General features: G+C 61.4%; 20 protein-coding genes and 1 tRNA gene. 11 read left to right on the forward strand and 10 right to left on the reverse strand.

Annotated elements, in window-relative coordinates; translation table 11 throughout:
- Positions 1 to 7: 7 nt before the first annotated feature.
- Together ROE7235_RS01735 and ROE7235_RS01740 are read left to right on the forward strand one after the other, a co-directional pair.
- Positions 8 to 1642, forward strand: coding sequence for a peptidoglycan-binding domain-containing protein (locus ROE7235_RS01735; protein WP_121092938.1), 1635 nt, complete (start codon positions 8 to 10; stop codon positions 1640 to 1642).
- 139 nt (positions 1643 to 1781) lie between these two features.
- Positions 1782 to 1868: transfer RNA gene (locus ROE7235_RS01740), tRNA-Leu, on the forward strand.
- A 130-nt stretch (positions 1869 to 1998) separates the two neighbouring features.
- Here the strand turns inward: ROE7235_RS01740 and ROE7235_RS01745 are convergent.
- The 5 genes from ROE7235_RS01745 to ROE7235_RS01765 all read right to left on the reverse strand — a co-directional run bounded on the left by ROE7235_RS01745 (position 1999) and on the right by ROE7235_RS01765 (position 8301).
- Positions 1999 to 2850 carry an ABC transporter permease gene (locus ROE7235_RS01745; RefSeq protein WP_121092939.1) on the reverse strand — a complete coding sequence of 284 codons (852 nt, stop codon included), beginning with the start codon at positions 2848 to 2850 and terminating at the stop codon, positions 1999 to 2001.
- 11 nt (positions 2851 to 2861) lie between these two features.
- Positions 2862 to 4163 (reverse strand): ABC transporter permease, encoded by a 1302-nt coding sequence (locus ROE7235_RS01750; protein ID WP_121092967.1) that lies wholly within the window; start codon positions 4161 to 4163, stop codon positions 2862 to 2864.
- Between the two features lie 91 nt (positions 4164 to 4254).
- Positions 4255 to 5355, reverse strand: coding sequence for an extracellular solute-binding protein (locus ROE7235_RS01755; RefSeq protein WP_183073255.1), 1101 nt, complete (start codon positions 5353 to 5355; stop codon positions 4255 to 4257).
- A 95-nt stretch (positions 5356 to 5450) separates the two neighbouring features.
- Positions 5451 to 6554 carry an ABC transporter ATP-binding protein gene (locus tag ROE7235_RS01760; protein WP_370743413.1) on the reverse strand — a complete coding sequence of 368 codons (1104 nt, stop codon included), beginning with the start codon at positions 6552 to 6554 and terminating at the stop codon, positions 5451 to 5453.
- A gap of 316 nt (positions 6555 to 6870) precedes the next feature.
- Positions 6871 to 8301 (reverse strand): Glu/Leu/Phe/Val family dehydrogenase, encoded by a 1431-nt coding sequence (locus tag ROE7235_RS01765; protein WP_121092941.1) that lies wholly within the window; start codon positions 8299 to 8301, stop codon positions 6871 to 6873.
- Positions 8302 to 8584: 283 nt separating this feature from the next.
- Between ROE7235_RS01765 and ROE7235_RS01770 the strand changes: the two genes are divergently transcribed.
- The 4 genes from ROE7235_RS01770 (at position 8585) to ROE7235_RS01785 (ending at position 12919) form a co-directional block, all read left to right on the forward strand.
- Positions 8585 to 9925 carry a TadE/TadG family type IV pilus assembly protein gene (locus tag ROE7235_RS01770; protein ID WP_121092942.1) on the forward strand — a complete coding sequence of 447 codons (1341 nt, stop codon included), beginning with the start codon at positions 8585 to 8587 and terminating at the stop codon, positions 9923 to 9925.
- Positions 9926 to 9927: 2 nt separating this feature from the next.
- On the forward strand, positions 9928 to 10656 hold the full coding sequence (locus tag ROE7235_RS01775; protein ID WP_121092943.1) for a TadE/TadG family type IV pilus assembly protein: 729 nt from the start codon (positions 9928 to 9930) through the stop codon (positions 10654 to 10656).
- Positions 10643 to 12523 carry a hypothetical protein gene (locus tag ROE7235_RS01780; protein WP_121092944.1) on the forward strand — a complete coding sequence of 627 codons (1881 nt, stop codon included), beginning with the start codon at positions 10643 to 10645 and terminating at the stop codon, positions 12521 to 12523. Before ROE7235_RS01775 ends, ROE7235_RS01780 begins: the two co-directional genes overlap by 14 nt.
- Positions 12524 to 12625: 102 nt before the next feature.
- Positions 12626 to 12919 carry a hypothetical protein gene (locus ROE7235_RS01785; RefSeq protein ID WP_121092945.1) on the forward strand — a complete coding sequence of 98 codons (294 nt, stop codon included), beginning with the start codon at positions 12626 to 12628 and terminating at the stop codon, positions 12917 to 12919.
- Here ROE7235_RS01785 and ROE7235_RS01790 read toward each other — a convergent pair.
- Positions 12916 to 13692: a heme-dependent oxidative N-demethylase family protein gene (locus ROE7235_RS01790; RefSeq protein ID WP_121092946.1), complete on the reverse strand. Its 777-nt coding sequence runs from the start codon at positions 13690 to 13692 to the stop codon at positions 12916 to 12918. The genes ROE7235_RS01785 and ROE7235_RS01790 overlap by 4 nt on opposite strands.
- A gap of 81 nt (positions 13693 to 13773) precedes the next feature.
- Here ROE7235_RS01790 and ROE7235_RS01795 point away from each other — a divergent pair, with 81 nt between their 5' ends.
- Positions 13774 to 14934, forward strand: a complete 1161-nt coding sequence (locus tag ROE7235_RS01795) for a carboxylate-amine ligase (RefSeq protein WP_121092947.1) — start codon at positions 13774 to 13776, stop codon at positions 14932 to 14934.
- On the opposite strand, the gene pgeF is transcribed toward ROE7235_RS01795, so the two are convergent.
- The 3 genes from pgeF to lgt are packed head-to-tail and all read right to left on the reverse strand — an operon-like array spanning position 14901 to position 17622.
- Complete coding sequence (gene pgeF, locus ROE7235_RS01800; RefSeq protein WP_121092948.1) at positions 14901 to 15659, reverse strand: peptidoglycan editing factor PgeF; 759 nt, start codon at positions 15657 to 15659, stop codon at positions 14901 to 14903. The genes ROE7235_RS01795 and pgeF overlap by 34 nt on opposite strands.
- A gap of 5 nt (positions 15660 to 15664) precedes the next feature.
- Positions 15665 to 16720 (reverse strand): class I SAM-dependent methyltransferase, encoded by a 1056-nt coding sequence (locus ROE7235_RS01805; RefSeq protein WP_121092949.1) that lies wholly within the window; start codon positions 16718 to 16720, stop codon positions 15665 to 15667.
- Positions 16717 to 17622, reverse strand: a complete 906-nt coding sequence (lgt, locus tag ROE7235_RS01810) for a prolipoprotein diacylglyceryl transferase (protein ID WP_121092950.1) — start codon at positions 17620 to 17622, stop codon at positions 16717 to 16719. Before lgt ends, ROE7235_RS01805 begins: the two co-directional genes overlap by 4 nt.
- A gap of 117 nt (positions 17623 to 17739) precedes the next feature.
- Here lgt and ROE7235_RS01815 point away from each other — a divergent pair, with 117 nt between their 5' ends.
- Positions 17740 to 17988 carry an accessory factor UbiK family protein gene (locus ROE7235_RS01815; RefSeq protein ID WP_121092951.1) on the forward strand — a complete coding sequence of 83 codons (249 nt, stop codon included), beginning with the start codon at positions 17740 to 17742 and terminating at the stop codon, positions 17986 to 17988.
- Between the two features lie 174 nt (positions 17989 to 18162).
- Here the strand turns inward: ROE7235_RS01815 and ROE7235_RS01820 are convergent, their stop codons facing one another.
- On the reverse strand, positions 18163 to 20010 hold the full coding sequence (locus ROE7235_RS01820) for a hypothetical protein (RefSeq protein ID WP_147434150.1): 1848 nt from the start codon (positions 20008 to 20010) through the stop codon (positions 18163 to 18165).
- 168 nt (positions 20011 to 20178) lie between these two features.
- On the opposite strand from ROE7235_RS01820, the gene parC reads away from it, so the two are divergent.
- The 3 genes from parC to ROE7235_RS01835 form a co-directional block, all read left to right on the forward strand.
- The gene (gene parC / locus ROE7235_RS01825) at positions 20179 to 22476 is read left to right on the forward strand and encodes a DNA topoisomerase IV subunit A (RefSeq protein WP_121092953.1); all 2298 of its coding nucleotides are present in this window, start codon (positions 20179 to 20181) and stop codon (positions 22474 to 22476) included.
- Between the two features lie 72 nt (positions 22477 to 22548).
- A complete protein-coding gene (locus ROE7235_RS01830) occupies positions 22549 to 23193 on the forward strand; it encodes a hypothetical protein (protein WP_121092954.1) in 645 nt (214 codons plus the stop codon).
- A 132-nt stretch (positions 23194 to 23325) separates the two neighbouring features.
- A partial coding sequence (locus ROE7235_RS01835; RefSeq protein WP_245963857.1) for a GTP-binding protein occupies positions 23326 to 23450 on the forward strand: 125 nt, incomplete at its 3' end.

Consider the following 23450-nt stretch of genomic DNA (forward strand, 5'->3'; position numbering starts at 1 on the left):
AAAGCATATGTTTGGGAAAATCAGTTTGGTAACGGCCCTGTCTCTCAGCGTTGCGGCCTTGCCCATAGAGCAGGCGCGCGCGCAGGACGGGCTGGTCGGTGGTATCATCGGTGGGATCATCGGCGGCGCAATCGCGAATGGCCAGCGCAAGTCGCAGCCGCGCACGCAGCGTGTCGTTCGATCCTCTGGCGTAAGTACGGCACAGCGCGAACAGAACCGGTCGGTGCAGACCGCGCTCAACCATTTCGGGTGGAATGTCGGCACTGCCGATGGTGTCCTGGGGCGCCGGTCCCGCGAAGGCGCCTCGCAGTATCAGGTCTTCGCCGGATTTGCCGCCACGGGCCAACTTACGGATTTCGAGCGCAACATTCTTGTCACCGCGCATCAGCGCGCCATCATGGGTGGCCCGCAAGTGGCGCAGACAGTTTCCAGCCATCCGCAGGGTATGCGCGGGCTGATCCTTGTTGTCCGCGATGAGCTGTCGGGCCGTAGCCCGGCACGCAGCGCGGGCAATTACGGTCTGCCCGCACCTGTTGCCACGGCGGTAGATGAAATCGCGGCGTCGTCCGATCCCAATGCCGAGCAGCTTGTTCAGCGCGCGGGCTTCATCCAACTGGCCGACATGAATGGCGACGGACGCACCGATTACATTCTGGACACATCCGTGACCGGATCAGCCTTTTGGTGCTCTGCGCAAGCCTGCACGGTCCAGGCGTTTCTCTCTACGCCCGACGGCTATGTGCGCAACGACTTTCAGGCCTTCAACGTAACCCCTGCCATGTTCACCTGCACCCGCGGCACATGCGAGATGGGGACATCGGATGCGCCGGTGGCTGTCGCCGCGCCGACCGTGCCCGCGCAGCCCGCATCGCCCACGACCGAGGTCGCTTTGTCTGTCCCGTCGGCCCAGCCTGCGGCCCGCAATCCCGCTCCGCAATCGGCAGAGGCAGCGCCCGCGATCCCCAATTTCTTCGGGGGCGGGCAGGGCGCGCGTTCGCTTGCATCGCATTGCAACAAGGTCAATCTGCTGACCAACGCCAATGGCGGGTTCACGACCCTTCAGACCATGAATGACCGTGCGATCGTGATCGCCGAGCAATTCTGTCTGGCACGCACCTACGCCATGGCCGATGGTGAGGCGCTGATCGCCAAAGTGCAGGGGGCTACGCCCGACCAGATCGCGGCGCAATGCGCCGGTTTTGCGCCCAGCCTTCAGCCGCATGTCAGCGCGCTGTCGGTCAAACCTCGCGAAGAGGTCATGAGCGATGTCGGTGGGTTTATCCTCTCCACCGGTATGAACCCCGAACAGCTTGGCGCGACGGCCCGTATCTGCTTGGCCGTGGGCTACAAGCAAGATGACATGGTGCTGGCAATCGGGTCGGGCTTGCTGCTCGTTGCCATGGGGGAACGCGCCTATGGCGAATTGATGGGCCACCATCTGACCGAAGGGTTCGGCGCGTCCAAGCGCGATGACCTGTCGCTTGCATGGTATGAACACGGGCTGGACCCGGCGAAAACCGCCGTCTTTGCGCCAATGCAGCCGGAACGCGATGACCTGTTGCGCGCGGCAGTGTTTGATGAGGGCGTTGATAGCGGCACGGACAAGGCCACGGCAACCCTGCCTGTTTTCAGCCTGCAATAGGTGTATCGCGACCTTGTTATGAAGATGCAGCGCGCCCCCGAACCGGGGCGCGCTTTTTTAGGGACGGCGCGACGCAACATGGTTTTTTTGCCCTTTTCAAGACGCAGCGAAATGAGTATCAGGCCCCTACCAACCACGTGCGGTCGTGGCGGAATTGGTAGACGCGCAGCGTTGAGGTCGCTGTGGGGTAACTCCCGTGGAAGTTCGAGTCTTCTCGACCGCACCATTATTCAGATAGCTTTGGACGCCGGCTGCTCTTGCTCAAACTAGGGCTTGGTTGATCAGTCTGGTTTCGCGGCCCGCGAATGCAAAAAGGCGCGTCTTGCGACGCGCCTTTCTGGTTGATTTTCCAGCGTTTATTGTGGTGACAGGCCGCGCATCCGCTCGCCCCGACGGCGTAGCAGTTCCACCACCGTAAGCAGGGCAATGGAGATCAGCACCAGGATCGTCGCCACCGCAAGGATGGTTGGGCTGATGTCTTCGCGAATGCCCGACCACATCTCGCGCGGGATGGTGCGCTGTTCGACACCCGCCACAAAGAGCACAACGACAATTTCGTCGAAGGACGTGATGAACGCGAACAACGCGCCTGAAATCACGCCCGGCAGGATCAGCGGCATGGTGATCTTGAAAAAGTTTGTCGTGGGGGAGGCCCCGAGGTTCGCAGCGGCGCGGGTAAGGGACTGGTCAAATCCGACCAGAGTGGCAGTGACCGTGATAACCACGAACGGCGTTCCAAGGGCTGCGTGTGCCAGCACCACACCCACAAATGTCTGCGCGATGTTGATCTGCGAGAAGAAGAAGAACATGCCTGCGGCAGAAATGATCAGCGGCACGATCATGGGCGAGATCAGGATGCCCATGATCAACCCTTTGGCGGGCATTTCTGCGCGCGACAGGCCGAGCGCTGCCAGCGTGCCAAGACTGGTCGACAGGACGGTGGCTGCGATCCCGATGATGAAGGAGTTGCTGATAGAGCGCATCCATCCTTCGTCGCCCAGGAAATCCTGATACCAGCGCAGGCTGTAGCCTTCGGGGTTCAGGGTCAGCATTTCACGGGTAAAGGTGAAATAGGGCCCCGCGTTGAAGCTGAGCGGGATCATGATCAGGATCGGCGCCAGCAAGAAGAAGAAGATCGAAAAGCAGATCACGCGAAAGGCGTAATGCCAGACCTTGTCCTTGGTGGTGTAATAGGCCGGAAGTGACATGCGGGCCCCCCTTATCCGAATTTCAGGCTGTCGGTGCCGACAAGCTTGTTGAACAGCCAATACAGGATCAGCACGCTGACCAGCAACATTGTCCCGAGTGCAGCGGCAAGACCCCAGTTGAGCGAGGATTGGATATGGCGGGCAATCTCGTTCGAGATCATGCGCCCATCCTGACCGCCCACAAGCGCGGGGGTGATGTAGTAACCGATCGAAATGATGAACACGAGCACACCGCCCGCCGCGATCCCCGGCAATGTCTGGGGGAAATAGACCCGTCGGAATGCTGTGAACGGCGTCGCCCCAAGACTACGGGCTGCACGGGCATAGCTGGGCGGGATAGTTTTCATCACTGAGTAGAGCGGCAGCACCATGAACGGCAGCAGGATATGTGTCATCGCGATGATCGTGCCGGTCTGGTTATAGATCATACTGAGGCGATCATCGTCACCGATTAACCCGAGCCCAACGAGCGAGTCATTGATCACGCCTTGGCCCTGCAACAGCACGATCCAGGCCGAAGTGCGCACCAGAAGCGATGTCCAGAAGGGCAACAGCACGGCGATCATCAGCAGGTTGGCCTTGCTCATCGGAAGGCTGGATAGGTAATACGCAATCGGGAACCCAAGCGCGAAGGTCATGAAGGTGATGACAATGCTCATGGCGAATGTTCGTCCAAACAGCGACACATAAATACGCCGGTTCTCGTCGGCGCGGACAATCTCGTTATCGGCATTGTATTCGGCGTCGACCGCCGCGACGTAGTAGGACGCCGTCAGAGGTCGCCCCTCGCGCTCGATGATCCGCCAGATTTCAGTGTCGTTCCACAGGCGGTGGGCGTCCATGAACGCCTCTTTATACGGCGGTTCGAACTCGTCTACATTGCGCGATGTTCGAGAAATGGCGCCGCGGGCAGCCGAAACTTCGTAGTTCAGGCGCACAGCAAGCGGGCCGATCTTTTGTTCGATACGCGGCAACTCTTCGTCGGCCATCATGTCTTCGTAGAGCGCGCGATACACGTCTTCACTGGGCAGCTCTTCGCCGTCCCAGTCTTGCAGCGCGTCCAGCGTGCGTGGCAGCGCTTCGATCACGGCGGGGTTATCGACCGAACGCCACATCATCTGAACGATGGGGTAGGCGAAGAAAATCACGATGAAGGCCAGCAGCGGCGTCACAAGGCCGAACGCGGTCAGTTTGCGGCGACGGTTCGCGCGCTCCAGCGCTGCGCGCAGGGGACGACCGTCCGATGTCAGCAAGCGGCCTTTGCTATCTGTCTCGTTTCCGATTGCGACGTCATCGCCCGCGTCGTCAGACATTGCCATGGCTTCATCCTTCAGGGAATTCCGGGGAGGGCCGAAAGGCCAAAAAGGGGCGCGCGAAATCGCGCGCCCCTAGTTTTACGTCAGATTACTGAAGCATCCAGTTTGCGAAACGCTCGCGCAGTTCGTCACCGTAGTCAGCCCAGAAGTCGTTATCCAGAACGATCGGTGCGAAGTAGTTGTCGGGCGCGCTTGGCATATGCGGTGCCATCTCGATGCCAAGATCGGCATGCTCACCAACCAGCGGCGCCGAAGATGCGCGTGCCGGACCATAGCTGATGTATTTTGCCTGATCCGCAAGACGCTGCGTGTCGGTGGCGAAATACAGATAGTCCATCACGGCGTCCACGTTGTCGCCCTGTGCGGGTACAACCCAGCCGTCCCATTCCACGATCTGGCCGTCCCAAATGATCGCGGCGTCCATGCCTTCGACCTCGATCGCGTCGAACATACGGCCGTTATAGCCGGTTGCGAACGCAACTTCGCCATCTGCCAGAAGCTGCGGTGCCTGTGCACCTTCGGTCCAGAAGATGATCTCGTCCTTGATGGTGTCGAGCTTGGCAAATGCACGGTCAACGCCTTCCGGGGTCGACAGAACATCGTAGATGTCTTCGAGCGCGACGCCGTCAGCATAGAGCGCCCATTCGAGGTTGGTGCCGGGGCGATCCTGCAACGCACGCTTACCGGGGAAGTTCTCCAGATCGAACAGGTCTTCGATGGAATCGGGCTGCTCGCCTTCGAACGCACCGGGACGTGCGGCCAGAATGGTCGAGTACAGGATCTGCGGGATAAAGCAGTCGCCAAGGCTTCCCGGCAGGAAGTCTTCGCTCGCGGGCGTGCCATCGGGGGCAGGGGCCAGCATTTCGTCATGGTCGATTTCCATGATGATGCCTTCGTCACATGCCAGCTGGGCATCCGACGGCAGCATGTCGACCAGATCCCATGTTACATTGCCAGCTTGGCTTTGGGCCCGCAGACCTGCCAGTGCGTTGGCCGAACCATCGTCGTTGATGATGGTCACATTCGGGTTCATAGCCATGTAGGGCTCGTGATACGCGCGCTGCTGGCTTGCGGTGTAAGCGCCGCCCCAGGACACAACGGTCAAAGAGACCTCTTCCTGTGCCGCAGCGCTCAACGCCATGATGCTTGCCGCCGAACTCAGCGCAATCAACTTGAACTTGTTAGTCATTCGTAACCTCCTAGAGTGATAACGTCATCGGTCGTTGCCGATACGTCTTTTTGCATTCCCGTCCCTCGGGCTCTGCAATTTTTGGCCGCGAGCGATCAACCGAAGTCGAGCGCGCGGCAATCTGTCGGCATCCAGCCGATTTCGATCATGTCACCCGGTTTGTGGCGCACCTGATCGGGTGCGTTACGGGTTTTCATGATGAAATTCTCATTTCCAGCTACTTTCAGGCGCGTGCGGAACACATCGCCCATGTAGATGAACTCCAAAACCTTGGCTTTGATCGTGTGGGCGTCTTCTGCCAGACGGCTTTTGTTGGCTTCCACACGCTCGGGGCGGATGGAAACGCGCGTCCGCTCCCCAACATTGGATACGTTCACAGGCTTGGCGTCGATCAATTCGCCGCCATCCAGTTGGACCACACAATGCTCGCCCTTGATCTCTTTCACAACGCCATCAAGGGTATTATTCTCACCGATGAACTGTGCAACGAAGCTGTTTTTCGGCGCTTCATACAGCACATCGGGCGGATCAAGCTGTTGGATCCGTCCGTCGTCGAACACGGCCACGTTGTCGGACATTGTCAGCGCTTCGGTCTGGTCATGGGTCACATACACGGTGGTAATGCCCAGGTCATGTGCGAGGCGTGTGATCTCAAACTGCATGTGTTCACGCAACTGTTTATCGAGCGCGCCGAGCGGCTCATCCATCAACACCAGTTCCGGTTCGAACACCAAGGCGCGGGCCAGCGCAATCCGCTGCTGCTGGCCGCCCGAAAGCTGGGCCGGACGGCGGTTGATGAAGTCGCCCATCTGCACCATGTCGAGCGCGCGCTTGATCTTGGTCTCGCGGTCAGATTTCCCCATTCCGCGCACTTCAAGCGGAAATCCAAGATTCTCGCCCACGGTCATGTGCGGAAACAGCGCGTAGTTCTGAAAGACCATGCCGATGCCGCGCTTGTGCGGGGGGACCGAGTTGATCGGTTTACCATCCAGCAAAATCTCGCCATTCGTCGCGGTTTCAAACCCGGCCAACATCATGAGGCAGGTTGTTTTGCCAGACCCCGACGGTCCAAGCATTGTCAGGAATTCACCCTTCCCGACCGACAGGTTAAGATCTTTTACGACCAGCGTTTCGCCGTCATAGCTTTTCTGAACCTTGTCGAATACGACGAAGCCATCATCCGTTCCTGATGCGCTCACACTTATCTCCCTGTGTGGACCGGCGGTAATCCGCTCTTTTCCTGCTCAGAGTAAAACGAACCGAGTTTCGCTTTGCAACCGATAACTTAAAATTAGCAACCAATGCCCCGTTTTCGGGCTGTTGTCCTGTATGTTATGTGCAGCTGGGCCGAAATGACTGCGAAATGCGACGTATTTGATAAAAAAGCGTCATGCGCGCTTTGCCACAATTGGGGGTGGGACGCTGCGCAAAGACAGGTGTGGCGCTGGGGTAGCGGCTTTTGTTAGGTGGCGTGTGCCCGGTCGGTGACGCCGCCGGGCACGCCGTCAGCCGGGATTACAGCCCCTTTGCGCGGTAGCTGTCCGCGACCTTTGTGATCGACACAATGAAGGCGGCCGTGCGCAGGTCGCGCACATCGTTGCGGCGGTGCCATTCTTCCGAGATCGCTTGGTAGGCGGTGCGCATCGTGTCATCCAGACCCGAACGAACGAGTTGCAATTCATCCGCACCTTGCAGGTATTTTTCCTTGAAATCGCGCGACAGTTCCCAGCCCAAGCCTCTGTCTTCGGACAGGCGTTCCAATTCGCGCACGAGCGATTTTGCGTGCGCTTCCTCGTTGCGGCGTTGCATCCGGCCAAAACGGATATGCGACAGGTTCTTGACCCATTCGAAATAGGACACCGTCACACCGCCCGCATTGGCATAGAGGTCGGGAATGATGACCACGCCTTTTTCGCGCAGGATATCATCGGCCCCTGCGGTGATCGGACCATTGGCCGCTTCGATGATCAGGGGCGCGTGAATGCGGTCGGCGTTTTCACGGTTGATGACGCCTTCCAGCGCCGCCGGGATAAGGATGTCGCAGTCATGTTCCAGCATCACGGCGCCATTGGCGGTGAATTCGGCCCCCGGATAGCCCTTGACGCCGCCATGCTGCCCGATCCACTCGCGCACATCATCGGGGTCCAGCCCGTCTTCGTTCAGGATGGCCCCGTCGCGCTCGATAATCCCGATGATCCGGGCGTCATCTTCCTCGCGCAGGAATTTGGCGGCGTGATAGCCCACATTGCCCAAGCCCTGCACGATGATGCGTTTTCCGGCCAGACTGCCGGTCAGGCCCGCCTTGGCCATGTCGTCAGGGTGGCGGAAGAATTCCTGCAACGCATATTGCACGCCGCGCCCCGTCGCCTCGACCCGGCCCTTTATGCCGCCCGAATTCAGCGGCTTGCCGGTGACACAGGCGCGCGCGTTGATGTCGGTGGTGTTCATCCGGGCGTATTGGTCCGCGATCCACGCCATTTCACGCTCACCCGTGCCCATATCGGGGGCGGGGACGTTCTGGGCCGGATGGATCAGGTCGCGCTTGGCCAGCTCATAGGCAAACCTGCGGGTGATCTGTTCCAGTTCGTGTTCCTCGTACTTACGGGGGTCTATGCACAGCCCGCCCTTGGACCCACCGAACGGGGTTTCGACCAGCGCGCATTTATAGGTCATCAGGGCGGCCAGCGCCTCTACCTCGTTCTGGTGCACTTCGGGGGCGTAGCGAATGCCGCCTTTGACGGGTTCCATATGTTCGGAATGCACCGCGCGGTAGCCGACAAAGGTTTCGATCTTGCCGCGCAGACGCACGCCGAAGCGGACGGTGTAGGTCGAATTGCAGATCTGGATCTTGTCGGCCAGCCCCGGTGGCAGGTCCAGATACTCGACCGCGCGGCGGAACATGATGTCTACATTCTCGCGGAAACCCGGTTCTGTCATATCGCGCATGAAATCCTCCCATTGCGGACGCCGAAGCTGCGTCAATTTGCTATCTTGATTCGGACAGTAACAGGTTAACCGCGTCGCGAAACCCTGCTGCACAGGTGTTTTCGGTGATGGCCCCCGCGGCGGCGAGTTCAGTTCGTTTCCCTAAAAATTGCCTAAATTACGCCGCAATCGCGCTGGAACACGCCCCAAAAAAGCCACGGGGCGGGCGTAGTAACACCATGATGGATGCTGCTAACCGCCCGCGCCGGACTGCCACATGCGGGGTTTATGAGAGGTGTTGGTAATGAATACGACGACAAGTTCAGAAGGACCACCGCGCAAGCTGTTCGCGCAGGTGATGTCCGGATTCGCACGGGCAGAGGACGGCGCCGTTCTGGTCTTTGGTCTGATCATCTTTGTGCTTATGCTGATGGTCAGTGGCCTTGCCGTGGACGTGATGCGCTATGAAAATGACCGCGTCCGGCTGCAAGGCACGTCAGACCGTGCCGTGCTGGCGGCGACGTCGCTCATGAACAGCAATGTCACGATGACGCCGCAGGAATTGGCACAGGCCTATTTCGATGCCGAGGGGCTGGGCGAGTTTGCGTCGGGCAATATTACCGTAACCGACACGTCCGAAACGGGGCGCACCGTGCGGGTGAATCCCACCGCGCGGATGGAGACGATGTTCCTGCGCATGTCAGGGATCAACAATCTGGATATGACCGCACCTGCTGCCGCCGTCGAAGGGCGCGGGGGCACGACAAAGGTCGAGATCGTGATGGTGCTGGACGCGTCCGGGTCGATGGGGTCGAGCACCTCTACCGGGCGCACGCGGCTGGCGGAAATGAAGCTGGCCGCAAAGTCCTTTGCGGCGGAAATACTGGGAAACAACGATCCGGCGAATGTGTCGCTGTCGCTTGTGACCTATGATTCGTGGGTGCTGCCCACGCCGGGCATGTTGAACCACATGCTGGATGTGTCGGGCTCTGGCGCCTGCCTTGAATTTGATGACTGGACCGATGTGCGGGACGGCAACGGGCCCGTTGGCGTTGGAAACGGCAATGGACCGCCCTGGGCTTCGGTCGGGCAGAACAGTTCCAATGCACCCGGCACGCGCGTCAATTGCTCGACCAATGCGGCATATGAGATCAAGCCGATGGTCAACGATCTGGCAGATTTCGAAAGCTATGTCGACGCGATCAGCACGCGCGGCACCACCTCTATCGACCTCGGTGCGCGCTTCGGTGCCATGCTGCTCGACCCCGACATGCGCGGGTTCATCGATTCGATGGTCGATTCGGGACAGTTGCCGGCAGAGATGCGCGGGCGCCCCTTCGATTGGGACGAACCGGGCGTGCACCGTGTGATGGTGCTGCTGACCGACGGACAGAATTGTTGCGGAAGCCGGTTCAACAGTTCGGTGCAGGATGACAACACGCTCGCGGTCTGTCAGGGAATGCGTGCCAATGATGTGACCGTCTACACCGTGTCATTCGACGCCCCGCAAGGCGCGATCGACCTGCTGTCGGAATGCGCCTCGTCGGAAAACCACTTTTTCAATACTGGCGGTGATGCATTGGTCGCATCGTTCGACAGCATCGCGACGCATGTCAAGACGCAAACCCTGCGCCTGACGGAATAATCATGCGGCGCGGCGGTCCTTTGGGCTGCCGCGCTGTCCTGCGGTCGGGCACTGCCGCCAATCCGCCATCATCCATTCCGAAAATCGCCGCAATCATCTGCGACCGTGAAGGTCAGAAAGCCCCGTTTTTCGGGCACATAGAACATTTAGGTTATGTCATGAGTAAACTGCCGAAATTCCTGCGGTCTTGGGCACACCGGCAAGACGGGGCCGTCACGGTCGAATTCGTGGTGATCATTCCGTTCCTGCTCAGCCTGTTCTTCGCTTCTGTCGATGTCGGCGTATCGATGCTGCGGCAAGTGATGCTGGACCGGGCCGTGGACCTTGCCGTGCGTGAGATTCGTCTTGGAAACCCTGATTTCGAATCCTCGGATGATATCAAAAACGCGATTTGCACTGGGATTGAAGATGTCAGTTCCGGGATGCGCCCAGTCATGCAGGAAGACGAGTGTCTTGCGGGGATCACCGTTGAGCTGAGGATCATCAACGACGAGTCATTTGCTGGGCTTGACGAGCCTGTCGGATGCGTAGACCGCGAAGAGAACATTTCCCCGGCTGTCGCATTTACTCCGCGATCGGCCGCGGCGCCGCAAGAGTTGATGCTGATCCGCACATGCGTTGTTTCAGACCCGTTCATCCGCTTGACCGGCGTCCTGACAGCGATGCCGATCAACGCTAACGGAGACTATGTAGCTGTTTCCAGAGGGGTTTTTGTAAATGAGCCAAGTTGAATCCTTCCGCCAACGCGTGCGCGATTTTGTATCTGACGCGCGCGCCGCCGTCACGGTCGAGCTTGTCTTGGTTCTGCCTTTGCTAATCTGGGCCTTTTTTGCGACCATGATTTTCAATGACGCCTACCGGGCGCGCACGCAGGCGCAGGCAGCCGCGCTTTACGTGGCAGATGCGATTTCGCGAAAGACGACGCGAATTGAAAATGATTACCTTGAAGGGATGAATGACGTCTATGACTTCTTGATCGCAAACAGCGAGACATCGCGCTTGCGTGTCACGTCCGTGGTGTGGGACCGCGATGCCGACCAGCCTCTGGTGCTGTGGTCCTATGGCACGCGCGGCATGAACGCCTTGCCCGACAACACGTTTCAACTGATGTCTTCGGGTGAGATGGGAACTCTGCGCGAATTGATGGATGGTGAGGACGGCGAGAATATGATCGCGGGCTTCACCCAGATGCCGAATGCCGACCTGCATAATCGCATTCCCCCGGTCATGCCGGGCGAGGCGCTGATTCTGGTCGAAAGCTTCACCATGTGGGAAACACCGTTGCCGCAGGTGTTTCTGGGGTTCGACATTCTGGACAACACGCGCCTGAGCCCGATTGCGGTGGTGCGTCCGCGTTTTTCGCCCTTCATCAACTACGAGGGCGCGATGGACGCCGCCCCGCCCGATGCCAGCGAATTCGGCGCGACACCTGCCAACCCGGTATCTGACCCGGATGATCCCGATACCCCCGGCGATGATCCTGCCGACCCGCCGCTTGATACGGTTCTTCTGGATGATGATTTTTCAAACGACGACGCGGATGACTGGTCCGAAGATGATGTCACAACCAGCAGTGACGGAACAATTGGTGGCTTTCTTGGTCCGTTCGGGCGTGAAACGTTCAATGACCCGCTGGAGTTCGAGGTCGATCTGGATCGCGAGATGGTTGCGGCCCGTATCGAATTCGATTTCTACCTGCTTGATAGCTGGGACGGGTTCGACGCGTCATGGGCCCCGGAGGGCGGCGAACAGATCTGGATCGGTGTGGAAGGAACAAGCATAGCCGCTGAGACCTTTCAGGCAACACCCTCCGGCGTAATGCGTGCGACTCGGCGCACAACAGCGTCGCGTGACGAGGGTCTGTTCACAACCCGAATGGAATTGGTCAATGACAACGCAAATATCGGTGGCTCTGCTTGGGCAGATCAAATCTGGAGAGTCAGAATAGATATTACGGACCCTGAGGAAGAATTTGATCTCGACTTTCGAATGCTGAGTGATGAGCCAAGATCAAACGAGAGCTTTGGGATCGATAATTTCCGCATCAGCGCGAGGGCAGGCGATCAGGCGCAATCACATTTTGTGCCCCGCAGGCGCGATCGCGACGGTGTCGATCAATACTCCGGGTTTCAGAATTATGACGCGTGTCCCGATCCAAGGCATGCCGGGCGCACCCATAAAGTTACCCAATCAGCTCTCGCGGCCTCTGGTTCTGTCTTGCGCCATCGTGTTGAAGTTGGCGGCCGCCAAGACCTGTCACGCTGCGACGATTTCGACCGCGACAATGACGGTTATGTGAACGCGAATCCGACAGTGGTGTTCAACTGGGATAATGAGGGACAGTCCGGCAACGGAAACCGCCTGCGCATCCGAACCGACGACGGCAACAGTGGGTTCGACTGTGATTCTGTGCTTGCTGTAAGAGACCCAGGTGGCCAGTGGCACTATAGTGGTTGGACAGTCTGGGAAGGCGGGCGCAATGACGACTGGAACGCGCGTTTGAACATGGAGAACGCTCAAAGTGGAACTTACCATGTTTATGGCGGGAACTGGTATCGTGATACCTGCGATACGGACATTGTCTTTGAGCGCTACTAACGTTTAGTTCGAAAGAATTGCCGAAAGGCGCAAGGCACCACCGCCTTGCGCCTTTGGCCTGTCCGTGGCTAAGATGCAGGGGCTTGCAGCACAGGGACCGTCATGCGCCGCTCATTTTCTTCTTTCCTGCTCTGCGCCGCTCTGGCTGCCTGCGTGAACAGCCCCGACCTGCCGCCTGCCGACCGGCAAGCGCGCGGGGACGCGCCGCGCCTTGTGCCGATATCGGGCCTGTTGGCGCAGGCGGGACCGCCCACAGACGCCACGGCGCTGCGCCTGTCGGCCACGCCGCAAACCCGCGCCGCCAACCTTCGGGCCCGTGCTGCGGCACTGCGCGGGCCGGTGATTGGCCAAGGTGAGCGCGCGCGGCTGCTGGGGTCCGCCAGCCGGATCCGCTAGACCTGCATGTCGGCCAGCGCCTGCGCCTCGTGTGGGCGCAGATCCGCGCGACGCACCTGTGCGGTGTGAATGGAAAACACCACCGCGCGGCTGACAGGCAAGCGCAACAGGCATTGCCGCTCTGATCGGATGAAATCGCCATTGTCGCGCTTGTCCTTGGGCGCGAATTCCGGACGCGGCTGATACAGCGCGGGGTTTGTATAGCGCAGCAGGTTGGCGCGCCACAGCGGCTGCTCGGGGCGGATCGCATCGAACATGCGCTGCACCCGCGCGCCCATCTGCGCATCGTAGCCCGGCACGGGCGCATGAATGCGCAAAAGCGGGCGTCCCAGCTTCTCGGCCAAGGTCCAGCTGGACGGGAAACACAGCACCGCGCCGGTCAACACATGTTCCGCCGCCGCGTCGGGCTGTTGCAGAATGCAGAAATCCTCTTGCAGCAGCAGGCCAAGGCTTTGCAGGGGATTGGCGCGGTCCAGCGCCACGCTGCGGCCATCGGGGCAAGTGACATGCGTGCCGCTCACGCCAAACCCCAAGGCGGGCAGGTCGCGCAACACCTCGTCCAGCAGTTCCAGCGCAGCCGCTTCAGCTTGGGGCTGGCAAGCCAGCACGTCGGCAGGGCGCGCGGCCAGCAGTCGTACGCGCTCTGCCATTTGGGCGGGGTAGGCGTCAGAGACAAGCAGCCAGTCGGCGCGCTTCAACGGCATCACGCCGGGCAGGCGGCGGCGGGCGGGGTCCACCCAAGGGGCAAAGGGCAGGCGGGCATTCAGGATCATGCCCTATGGCTAGCGCGCCCCGCACCGCGCCGCCATAGCATTTTCTTGCGCGAAACCCGATTTCGCGGCAGCATGACGGGCATGGACACGCCCGAATATACGCTTGGCATTGAAGAAGAATACCTTCTGGTCAATGCCGAAACCTGTGCGCTGGCCGATGTGCCCGACGCGCTGATGCGCGATTGCGCGCAGGCGCTGGGCGATCAGGTCTCGCCAGAGTTTCTGGCATGCCAGATAGAGGTGGGCACCGGCGTTTGCGCCAATATTGCCGAAGCGCGCGCCGATCTTGGCAATCTGCGCCGCACAATCGCAACCTGCGCCGCCGAATACGGGCTTGCGCCGCTTGCGGTGTCGTGCCACCCGTTTGCTGATTGGCAATCGCGCAAACACACTGAAAAACAACGCTATAACGATCTGGCGCGCGATCTGGGCGGGGTGGTGCGGCGGATGCTGATCTGCGGCACACACGTTCATGTGGGTCTGCCCGATGATGATCTGCGCATGGATGTCATGCGCCAGTTCAGTTACTTTCTTCCGCATCTGCTGGCTTTGTCCACCTCTTCGCCATTCTGGGGCGGGCAGGATACCGGGCTGAACAGTTACCGTCTGTCGGTGTTCGACAACCTGCCGCGCACCGGCCTTCCGCCCGATTTTTCGGCCTATGCCGAATATCGCCGCTCTGTCGATATGCTGATCGCCGCGGGTTTGATCGAGGACACGTTGAAAATCTGGTGGGACATTCGTCCCTCGGCCCGATTCCCGACGCTCGAATCGCGGATTTGCGATGTCATGCCGATCATGGAGCATACGTTGACGATTGCCGCCATGGTGCAGGCGATCACGCGGATGCTGGTGGAGCTGCGCCGCCGCAACCAGCGCTGGCGAATTTATGACCGATTTCTGATTGCCGAAAACCGCTGGCGCGCGCAGCGCTACGGCCCGCGCGAGGGGCTGTTGGATATTGGTCTTGGCGCGCTGGTGCCCATGGCCGATCTGGTCACGGAACTGATAGAGCTGCTGGACGCCGACGCAATGGGTTTAGGCTGCCTGAATGAACTGCGCGGGGCGCAGGATATTGTCGCGCATGGCACAAGCGCAGAGCGGCAACGCGCTGTCTTTGCGCAGGCCACGGATGACGGGGCCGATACGCAGGAAGCGTTGCGCGCGGTGGTGCGGTCGTTGATGGCGGAATTCGCGCAAGGGCTGGATCAAAGCCGGATTACCGAAATAAGCCGCCCGTAATCGGCCTGACCCTCATGGCAGGACCGCCGGTAGGAATAGAAAGCCGCCGGGTCGGCATAGGTGCAGTGCCCCGTCCAATGGGCCTCTACCCCCGCCGCGCGCAACCGCGCCAGCCCGAAGCCGAGCAAATCGAACTGGTAGCGCCCGCCCTCGCCATTGACGAAAAAGCGCATGTGGTCCGGGTCTTCGTCCAGGAACCTTTCAAGGAAATCCTGCCCGACTTCGTAGTTGCGCTGGCTGATACAGGGGCCGATCACCGCCGTGATCGCCTCGCGCGTGGCCCCGAGTGCGACCATCGCCTCAACGGTATGTTCCAGCACCCCGTCGAGCGCCCCGCGCCAACCGGCATGGGCTGCCCCGATCACACCTGCTTCCGTGTCGGCCAGTAAAACCGGCTGGCAATCGGCGGTCAAAATGGCCAACGCCAGTCCCGGTGTCGCGGTCACAACCGCATCCGCGCGGGGGCGGTCAGCATCTGCCATAGGGGCGTTGATCGTGGCGACATCGGCGGAATGGACCTGATGAACCGTCACCAGCGCGCCCGCATCCACCGCCATGGCTGCGGATACGCGGGCACGGTTTAAGCGGACACTGTCGCTTTGGTCGGACGATCCGGGACCGCAATTCAAGCCAGAGAAAATGCCCGAAGACGCCCCGCCACGCCGGGTGAAAAACCCGTGCCGCAAAGGCGATAGCGCGTCAGAGGTGATGATTTCCAGCGTCACGTCACTTATCCAAAACCGGGCGGCGCCGGGGCCTGCGGTGGATACAGACCCAGCGCTTTGAATAGCTGGCCCATTTCCGAGGGCTGCGTCAAGCGTCGATATGCGGCGATGTGGGATTCCAGCGCCGCGCCGGTCAGGTTGCGGGCCAGTGCCTCTGTGCGCTGAGCGATGCCCAAACGCTCCAGCAATGCGCCTTGCGCGGTCAGGGGCGTCGCCGCCAGCGGGCTAGCTGCGGCCAACGCGCGGAAATCCACATGCGCTGTCAGATCGGCCTGACCGGGATGAGCCAGCGGGTCATCCTTTTGCTGCTGCCATATGGCCTGCAATGTATCGCCATGGTTGCCCCAGTCGCCGTAGTCCACAATCAGCGCCATGCCGCCATGGGCCGCGATCCGCGTGCTGATCGCGTCTATGATTGGCAGGGCAGGCGCGCAGGTTTCGACCAGCGTCCCCTCTGACGTGCTGTCAAGCCGGTGGTCCAGCATGGCAATCGGTGCCGGCGGGGTCAGCCCGAAGGTCAACCTGTCGCCCTCCAGCCCGATCATGCGCTCGGCCCAGCCTTTGGGGTAGCGCAGGAACTGGCGGATGGGCAGCGCGTCGAAAAACTCGTTTGCGACCAGGAACAGCGGTTGGTCATCGGGCAGGCTGTCGGTGCCGTCATGCCAGCGGGCACTGGGCACGCGCTCGGCTTGCGCGGCGCGCAGCACCGCCGAGGCCTCTACCAGATGCACCTGTGCGCCTGCGTGGAACCCCGGAACACGCGCGGTGGCGCGCAGCATGTCGGCCATCAGCGTGCCGCGACCGGGTCCAAGCTCTGCCAGCGTGAAGCGGGCGGGCGCGCCCTGGTCCATCCAGACCTGTGCGATCAGCAGTCCCAGCAACTCGCCGAACATCTGGCTGATTTCGGGCGCGGTGGTGAAATCGCCCGCCATCCCGAACGGGTCGCGCGTGGTGTAATAGCCGTGGCGCGGGTGCAGCAGGCATTGGGCCATGTAGTCGGCCACCGTGATCGGCCCTTGGGCCGCGATCTGGCGGCGTAAGATCTCTGCCAGCGCCGTCATGCCCGGTATCTTGCCCGCCTTGCGCGCCAGACCAGCGCCAGCCCGATTGCGATCATCGGCAGCGACAACACTTGCCCCATGCTGATTCCCAATGGCCCAAGCGACAGCACATGGCCCAGCGGGTTGTCGGGGGTGATGAATTGCGCATCGGCCTGCCGCCAGAATTCGACCGTGAAGCGCCCCAGCCCGTAGCCCGCGACAAACACACCCGTGGCCAAGCCCGGCTGCTTCAGCGCGCCGCGCCGCCAGACCAGATAAGCCAGCACCGCGAAGAGCACCGCGCCCTCCAGCGCCGCCTCGTAGAGTTGCGTGGGATGGCGTGCGCAGACCGCGCTTGGCCAGTCCCATGGGCAATCCTGCGCGGCAGGGCCGGGGAATATCACCCCCCACGGCGCCAGTGTCGGCCGCCCCCAAAGCTCTGCATTGATGAAATTGGCAAGCCGCCCCAGCCCGATCCCGATGGGTGCGACCAGTGCCATGGCGTCGGCCAGTTGCAAGGGTGGCACGCCGTGGCGTCGGCAGTAGATCAGCCCCGCGATGATCACACCCGCAAAGCCGCCATGAAACGACATCCCGCCTTCCCAGATGCGCAGAATTTGGGCCGGATATTCAAGGTAATAGCTGGTTTGGTAAAACAACACAAAGCCAAGCCGCCCACCAAGAATAACCCCGACGATAACCCATGTCAGCAAGGCTTCGACCTTTGCGGGTGGCATCGGGGCGGTATTTCCGGGCCACAACGCAGGCCGCGCCATAAGCCGCATGATGATCCACCAGCCCAGCAGGAACCCCGCGATATAGGCCAGCGCATACCACCGCAGCGCCAGGGTGAAACCGCCAATCTCGATCGAGAATATCTCTGGGCGCAGATCGGGGAACAGAATGGCAAGGGGCGCAAGCATAGGGACCGTCCGGGCAAGGGTTGCGACTGTCTGGCGCGGGGGGGACGGGGAAGTCAACCTTGCGTTTTCAAGGGACAGGCCACATATCTGCTAAAAGCGTTTGTAAAGGATACAGCCATGCAAAGCCGCAACAAGATTCTGGATGACATGTCGCAACTGATGACCAATGCTATGGGCGTCGCCCAAGGCGCGCGGACCGAAGCAGAGACGGCGATGAAAAGCCTGCTCGACCGCTGGCTGGCGGACCGCGATTTCGTCACCCGCGAAGAATTCGACGCAGTGCGCGGCATGGCCCAGAAAGCCCGCGAGGAAAACGTGGCATTGCAGGCGCGGATAGAGGCGTTGGAAGCGGCAACCAAGGACTAAGGCTTTTGGGGGTCGGTGAGGCGTATATCGGGTGAAAAGCCCTAGCCTCGTTTCTGGCACAAGGCCCGACCGCAACCAGAAGCGTCCTTTGACCCGGAGCAACGGCAATGGGTTTCGCGTCGGAGCCAAGGCGTCGGCTGTTGTGACCCTTTGCGCGACCAACGCGCCCCAGACCTACTGCACCATGGCCCGCATGCGCGCGTCTGCGTCTTGCAATGCGGCCTGCAACGCTTCTTTCTCCTCGCGCACCGCCTCAATTTCCGCGTCAATCGCATCAACCCGCGCGCGGCGATCCATATTTGCGCCGCTGTCGTCACCAAGTTGTGCGATCAGACGGGCCAAACGGTCCTGATCGGCGATCAGGTCTTCTTCCGTCTGTTCCAAGGTCGCGATCTGCGCGCGCAGATCGGCCTGCTCGGCGCGCAACATGCGCAAGTCGGCAAACAGCGCACGGGTCTCTGGCGTGGGCACGCGACCTTCCCAATAGGCCAGATCGTTGGTCGACAGGTCCAATAGCGCCAGTTGCGTGCGGGTGGTTCGGGCTTCGACCACGTCGAATGTCGTGATCTGGCCTTGCGGCACGGCCACGGCAAATCGCGTGGCGTCCAACTCTGGCGTGCCGCCGCCGGTTTGCATGTCCCATCCGCCACGGCGCGGGTGCAGCAATGTCACCGTGCGCGCGCCATCCTCTGCGCCCTCTATCCTGTAGCTGGTTGTCACCTCCACGCGTTCGCGGGCGACAAGCACGCCATCCGTCACGGTGGCCTCTATGATGCGGGCGCGCTCGTTCCTGTCCTCTCGGACCGTCACTGCGCTGTCTTCGGCGAATTCCACCAAGGCGCTGTCGCCGGGGGGCAGTTCGGGCATCATCGCATCACCCGCGTGGCCGCGCGTGTCGTCATAGACGGTGACAACACCCGCAGGCAGGCGCAGCGGCAGGGGGTTTTCCACTTCAAGCGCCATCATCGGATGGGGCGCAAAACTGCCACCGCGATAGAGCGTCAGGCGTGCGGTCGCGGCCTGTTCCTGCAAGAAGGGCAGGCTGAGCATCTGGCCGCTGGCCAACGTCACCGGCTGCGACAGGGTATAGGCGGAAAAACTGGTGCCTGCGGCCATCTCCACCGGCGCGGCCTCTACCATCGGGGCATCGGCGAAGCTGCGCGCCATGGCGCTTTCGGCCAGTGCAGGCGCGAATTGCGGGGCTTTTTCGCGCGGGGCATCGACACGGTCATACAGCCGCGCATCCAGCGCCCGCACAGCACCCGTGGCCAGCGTCAGCGATACGCCGTCCCAATCCTGCCCGGTGGTGTTTTCCACCACGGCCCAGCCGGTCAGCGCCAGCCCGTCCGGCCCGTCGACCGCGCGCCACGCGGTTTTCCATACCGGCGCGGGTTGCAACCAGCCCAATCCGATCGCGCGCTCGGACGTGTCGGCGCTGTCTATGCGCAGCGCCACGCGGTTGGCGCGGCCTTGTGCGCGCACCGCGTCGAGCGCGGTATCCAGTGCCGCGCGGTCGGTCGCGTCTTGCAGCACCAATGTGGTTGCGTCATCCAGCGGGATTTGCACGATCTGGCCTGCGTCATCCATGAGTGACACCGCCACGCAACCCGCGCGCCCGTCATCACAAGGCGTCGCCCCCGTGCCTATCAGGCGGCCTGTGACGATGGTCGCGCGGCGTGTCAGTGTTGCGGGCGCGCCTTGCAGCGCCGCGATCAGGGCGGTCAGGTCCGACAGCGCCTCTGGTGGTATGGGCAGGGTGGCGAAGGCATCCTCCAACCCGCCGGGGCCGGGCATGGTCAGGCGCGGGGTGGCGCCCGCAGGGTCAGACAGCCGCAGTGATTTCAGAAAATCGTTCATGTCACTGCGCCGCAAGGTCAGGCGTAGCCCTTCGGCGTCCATCTGCCCCTCGGCTTGCAGCATGGCGACACCCGCGGTCGAAAGTGTGACCGCGCGCAGATCGGTCTGCGCCGTGGCAGGCTGGGTCAGGGCGGTGCAAAGCAACAGGGCGGCGATGGGGCGCATATGGGCATTCCTTTCAAGGGGCGTGCCGGCAGCGTAGCTTGCGCGCCATGCCATGAAAACAGGCAAGCCGTCCTGTGCATCGCGGGGCGGCGAATAATCGCCGCGCGCGGCTGTGCCATTGCCGCGCGGGGGCTGGACGCAGCCCATCCTTGGGGGTATGCGAGACCCATGCCCCAAGATGATGACATCACGCCCGATCTGAACACGTCCGAACCGCTGCGCCGCGCGCTGGGGTCGCGCTATCTGCAATACGCGCTGTCCACGATTATGCACCGCGCGCTGCCCGATGCGCGTGACGGGCTAAAGCCAGTGCATCGGCGCATTCTGTTCGCCATGCGAGAGTTGAAGCTGTCGCCCAGCGGCGGTTTTCGCAAATCTGCCAAGATCACCGGCGACGTAATGGGCAATTACCACCCGCATGGCGATGCCGCGATCTATGACGCGATGGCGCGCTTGGCGCAGGATTTCAACCTGCGCTACCCGCTGGTCAACGGGCAGGGTAATTTCGGCAATATCGACGGCGATAACCCTGCAGCGGCGCGCTACACAGAGGCGCGGATGGCGCGCGCGTCGGAATTGCTGTTGGAGGGGCTGGCCGAAAACGCGGTCGATTACCGGCCCAACTACGACGGCACTCTGGAAGAACCTATTGTGCTTCCCGCCGCCTTCCCCAACCTGCTGGCCAATGGCGCAAGCGGTATTGCGGTTGGTATGGCCACCAACATCCCGCCGCATAACCTGGATGAGCTGATCGAGGGGTGCCTTGCACTCATCGCCGCGCCCGATTTGCCCGATGACGATCTGGTCGCGCTCATCCCCGGCCCGGATTTTCCGACTGGCGGCGTGATCGTGGAACCGGCAGAGTCTATCCGCACCGCCTATGCCACCGGGCGCGGCGCCTTCCGCCTGCGCGCGCGCTGGGAGGTTGAAGATCTGGGGCGCGGGCAATGGCAGGTTGTCGTGACCGAAATCCCGTTTCAGGTGCCCAAGTCCCGCCTGATCGAAAAGCTGGCAGAAGTCATCCAGACCCGGAAGGTGCCGCTGCTGGCCGATGTGCGCGACGAATCCGCCGATGATGTGCGTATCGTGCTGGACCCCAAAAGCCGCACTGTCGACCCAGAGTTGATGATGGGCATGCTGTTCAAGCATTCCGATCTGGAAACCCGATTCAGCCTGAACATGAATGTGTTGATCGACGGGGTCACGCCCAAGGTCTGCAGCCTGCGCGAAGTGTTGCGCGCGTTTCTGGACCACCGGCGGGATGTGCTTGCGCGCCGCAGCCAACACCGGTTGGACAAGATCGACCACCGGCTGGAAGTGCTGGAAGGCTTCATCATCGCGTTCCTTAATCTGGACCGGGTGATTGACATCATCCGCTACGACGAAGCGCCGCGCGCGGCGCTGATGCGTGAGGTCTGGGGCCGTGCGTTTACCCGTGCCACCTCTGAAAAGGACTATGTCGCCCCGCCCGCAGGAGAGGGAGAACTGTCCGAGCTTCAGGCCGAATCCATCCTCAACATGCGGTTGCGCAGCTTGCGGCGGCTGGAAGAGATGGAACTCCGCCGCGAACGTGACGAGTTGCTGAAGGAACGCGCGGGGCTGGAAGATTTGCTGGCCTCTGAAAAACTGCAATGGAAACGCATCGCAACACAGTTGCGCGCCGTGCAGGCTGAATTCGGCAAGGCCACCGATATTGGCCGACGCCGTTCTGATTTTGCGCAGGCGGCAGATGTCGAGGATGTTCCGCTAGAGGCCATGATCGAACGCGAACCCGTGACCATTGTCTGCTCGAAGATGGGCTGGATCAGGGCCATGAAAGGCCATGTCGCGCTGGATCAGGCGTTCAAGTTCAAGGATGGTGACGCGGGGCGTTTTGCCTTCCACGCGGAAACCACTGACAAGATCGTGCTGTTCGGGTCGAACGGGCGGTTCTACACCATCTTGGCGGCCAACCTGCCGGGTGGGCGCGGCATGGGCGAACCCGTGCGCCTGATGGTCGACCTGCCGAACGAGGCCGAAATCGTCGATCTGTTCATCCACAAGGCGGGGGCCAAGCTGGTCGTTGCATCCACTGCGGGCGACGGGTTCGTCGTGCCCGCCGATGATGTGATCGCCCAGACCCGTGGTGGCAAACAGGTGTTGAACGTCAAAGACGGGGTGCGCGCATTGGTGTGCCGTGCGGTTGCGGGCGACCATCTGGCCTGTGTGGGCGAGAACCGCAAATTGCTGGTCTTTCCTTTGGTTGAATTGCCCGAGATGGGGCGCGGCAAGGGGGTCCGGCTGCAATCCTACAAAGATGGCGGGCTGTCCGACCTGACCACGATCACACTGGCCGAGGGCTTGCGCTGGCTGGACCCGGCGGGGCGGACCCGGCACGAGCCTGATCTGACCGAATGGCTGGGCAAACGCGCCAGTGCGGGGCGTATGGCGCCGCGCGGGTTTCCGCGTGACAATCGCTTTACCTAACCCGCTTGCGTATTTGCGCCCTGACCTGTGATCGGCTATGCGTCTGCCATGTATAGCAGGAAGGGTGCTGTAATGCGTTTTTCGGTCGGATCATTGCGCGCGGTCGCGCTTGTGGCGGCGTTGGGCCTGCTGTCGGCCTGTGCCAGTGGCGCGAAGCTTGGGGACGAGCGCGCGGAGCTTGGCGATTTCCTTCTGGGCCATGCGATTGTGGTCGAAGAGAATGCGGTGCAAGGCCCCGCGTCGCGCAAGGCAGAGCCGGGCGCGTGGAAAGAAAGCCTCGAAGGTGAGTTGCAGCGCCGATTCGCACGGTATCAGGGCGATACGTTGTATCACCTTGGCATTGCCGTGCAGGGCTATGTGCTGGCGATTCCGGGCATCCCTCTGGTGGCTGCGCCCAAATCCTTCCTGATCCTTGGGGTCACGGTCTGGGATGACGCGGCTGAAAAGAAGCTCAATGCCAAGCCGCACCGGATTATCGTGTTCGAATCGCTGTCTGGTGAAACCGCGATCAGCTCCGGGCTGACCCAAAGTGCCGAACAGCAGATGATGAACCTGTCGCGCAACGGGATTGCCGCGATCGAGCGGTGGCTGGCAACGCAGGAAGACTGGTTCGCCCCCAAGCCCGAAGCACAAGACACGCCGCAAGAGAGCGCAACCCCGGACGCCGTCCCGGCCGATGCCGGTTCCAGCGCGGCAGATGACGGAGCCGACGCCTGACCCCTGCGCCAAGAACACCAACGACGGATTTTGCGCCGATCTGGCTTGATTTCCCGCGTCCGCTTCGATAACTGGCGCGCGTGTCATTTCGGGCCGACCAAGACGGCCCATCAACAAAGGGTGCCCTAATCCATGGCAAAAGCAAAGTTTGACCGCAGTAAACCGCACGTAAACATTGGCACGATTGGCCATGTTGACCACGGCAAGACGACGCTGACGGCGGCGATCACGAAGTATTTCGGCGATTTCCGGGCCTA

This window comes from Roseinatronobacter ekhonensis (assembly GCF_900499075.1).
GTDB classification, from domain to species: domain Bacteria; phylum Pseudomonadota; class Alphaproteobacteria; order Rhodobacterales; family Rhodobacteraceae; genus Roseinatronobacter; species Roseinatronobacter ekhonensis.

Coding starts and splice junctions, on each gene's coding strand:
- ROE7235_RS01770 (WP_121092942.1), top strand. CDS start 8,585: ATGAATACGACGACAAGTTCAGAAGGACCACCGCGCAAGCTGTTCGCG.
- ROE7235_RS01755 (WP_183073255.1), bottom strand. CDS start 5,355: ATGACTAACAAGTTCAAGTTGATTGCGCTGAGTTCGGCGGCAAGCATC.
- ROE7235_RS01790 (WP_121092946.1), bottom strand. CDS start 13,692: ATGATCCTGAATGCCCGCCTGCCCTTTGCCCCTTGGGTGGACCCCGCC.
- ROE7235_RS01780 (WP_121092944.1), top strand. CDS start 10,643: ATGAGCCAAGTTGAATCCTTCCGCCAACGCGTGCGCGATTTTGTATCT.
- ROE7235_RS01745 (WP_121092939.1), bottom strand. CDS start 2,850: ATGTCACTTCCGGCCTATTACACCACCAAGGACAAGGTCTGGCATTAC.
- ROE7235_RS01815 (WP_121092951.1), top strand. CDS start 17,740: ATGCAAAGCCGCAACAAGATTCTGGATGACATGTCGCAACTGATGACC.
- parC (WP_121092953.1), top strand. CDS start 20,179: ATGCCCCAAGATGATGACATCACGCCCGATCTGAACACGTCCGAACCG.
- ROE7235_RS01830 (WP_121092954.1), top strand. CDS start 22,549: ATGCGTTTTTCGGTCGGATCATTGCGCGCGGTCGCGCTTGTGGCGGCG.
- ROE7235_RS01785 (WP_121092945.1), top strand. CDS start 12,626: ATGCGCCGCTCATTTTCTTCTTTCCTGCTCTGCGCCGCTCTGGCTGCC.
- ROE7235_RS01775 (WP_121092943.1), top strand. CDS start 9,928: ATGCGGCGCGGCGGTCCTTTGGGCTGCCGCGCTGTCCTGCGGTCGGGC.
- ROE7235_RS01750 (WP_121092967.1), bottom strand. CDS start 4,163: ATGTCTGACGACGCGGGCGATGACGTCGCAATCGGAAACGAGACAGAT.
- ROE7235_RS01795 (WP_121092947.1), top strand. CDS start 13,774: ATGGACACGCCCGAATATACGCTTGGCATTGAAGAAGAATACCTTCTG.
- lgt (WP_121092950.1), bottom strand. CDS start 17,622: ATGCTTGCGCCCCTTGCCATTCTGTTCCCCGATCTGCGCCCAGAGATA.
- ROE7235_RS01765 (WP_121092941.1), bottom strand. CDS start 8,301: ATGCGCGATATGACAGAACCGGGTTTCCGCGAGAATGTAGACATCATG.
- ROE7235_RS01820 (WP_147434150.1), bottom strand. CDS start 20,010: ATGCGCCCCATCGCCGCCCTGTTGCTTTGCACCGCCCTGACCCAGCCT.
- ROE7235_RS01805 (WP_121092949.1), bottom strand. CDS start 16,720: ATGACGGCGCTGGCAGAGATCTTACGCCGCCAGATCGCGGCCCAAGGG.
- ROE7235_RS01735 (WP_121092938.1), top strand. CDS start 8: ATGTTTGGGAAAATCAGTTTGGTAACGGCCCTGTCTCTCAGCGTTGCG.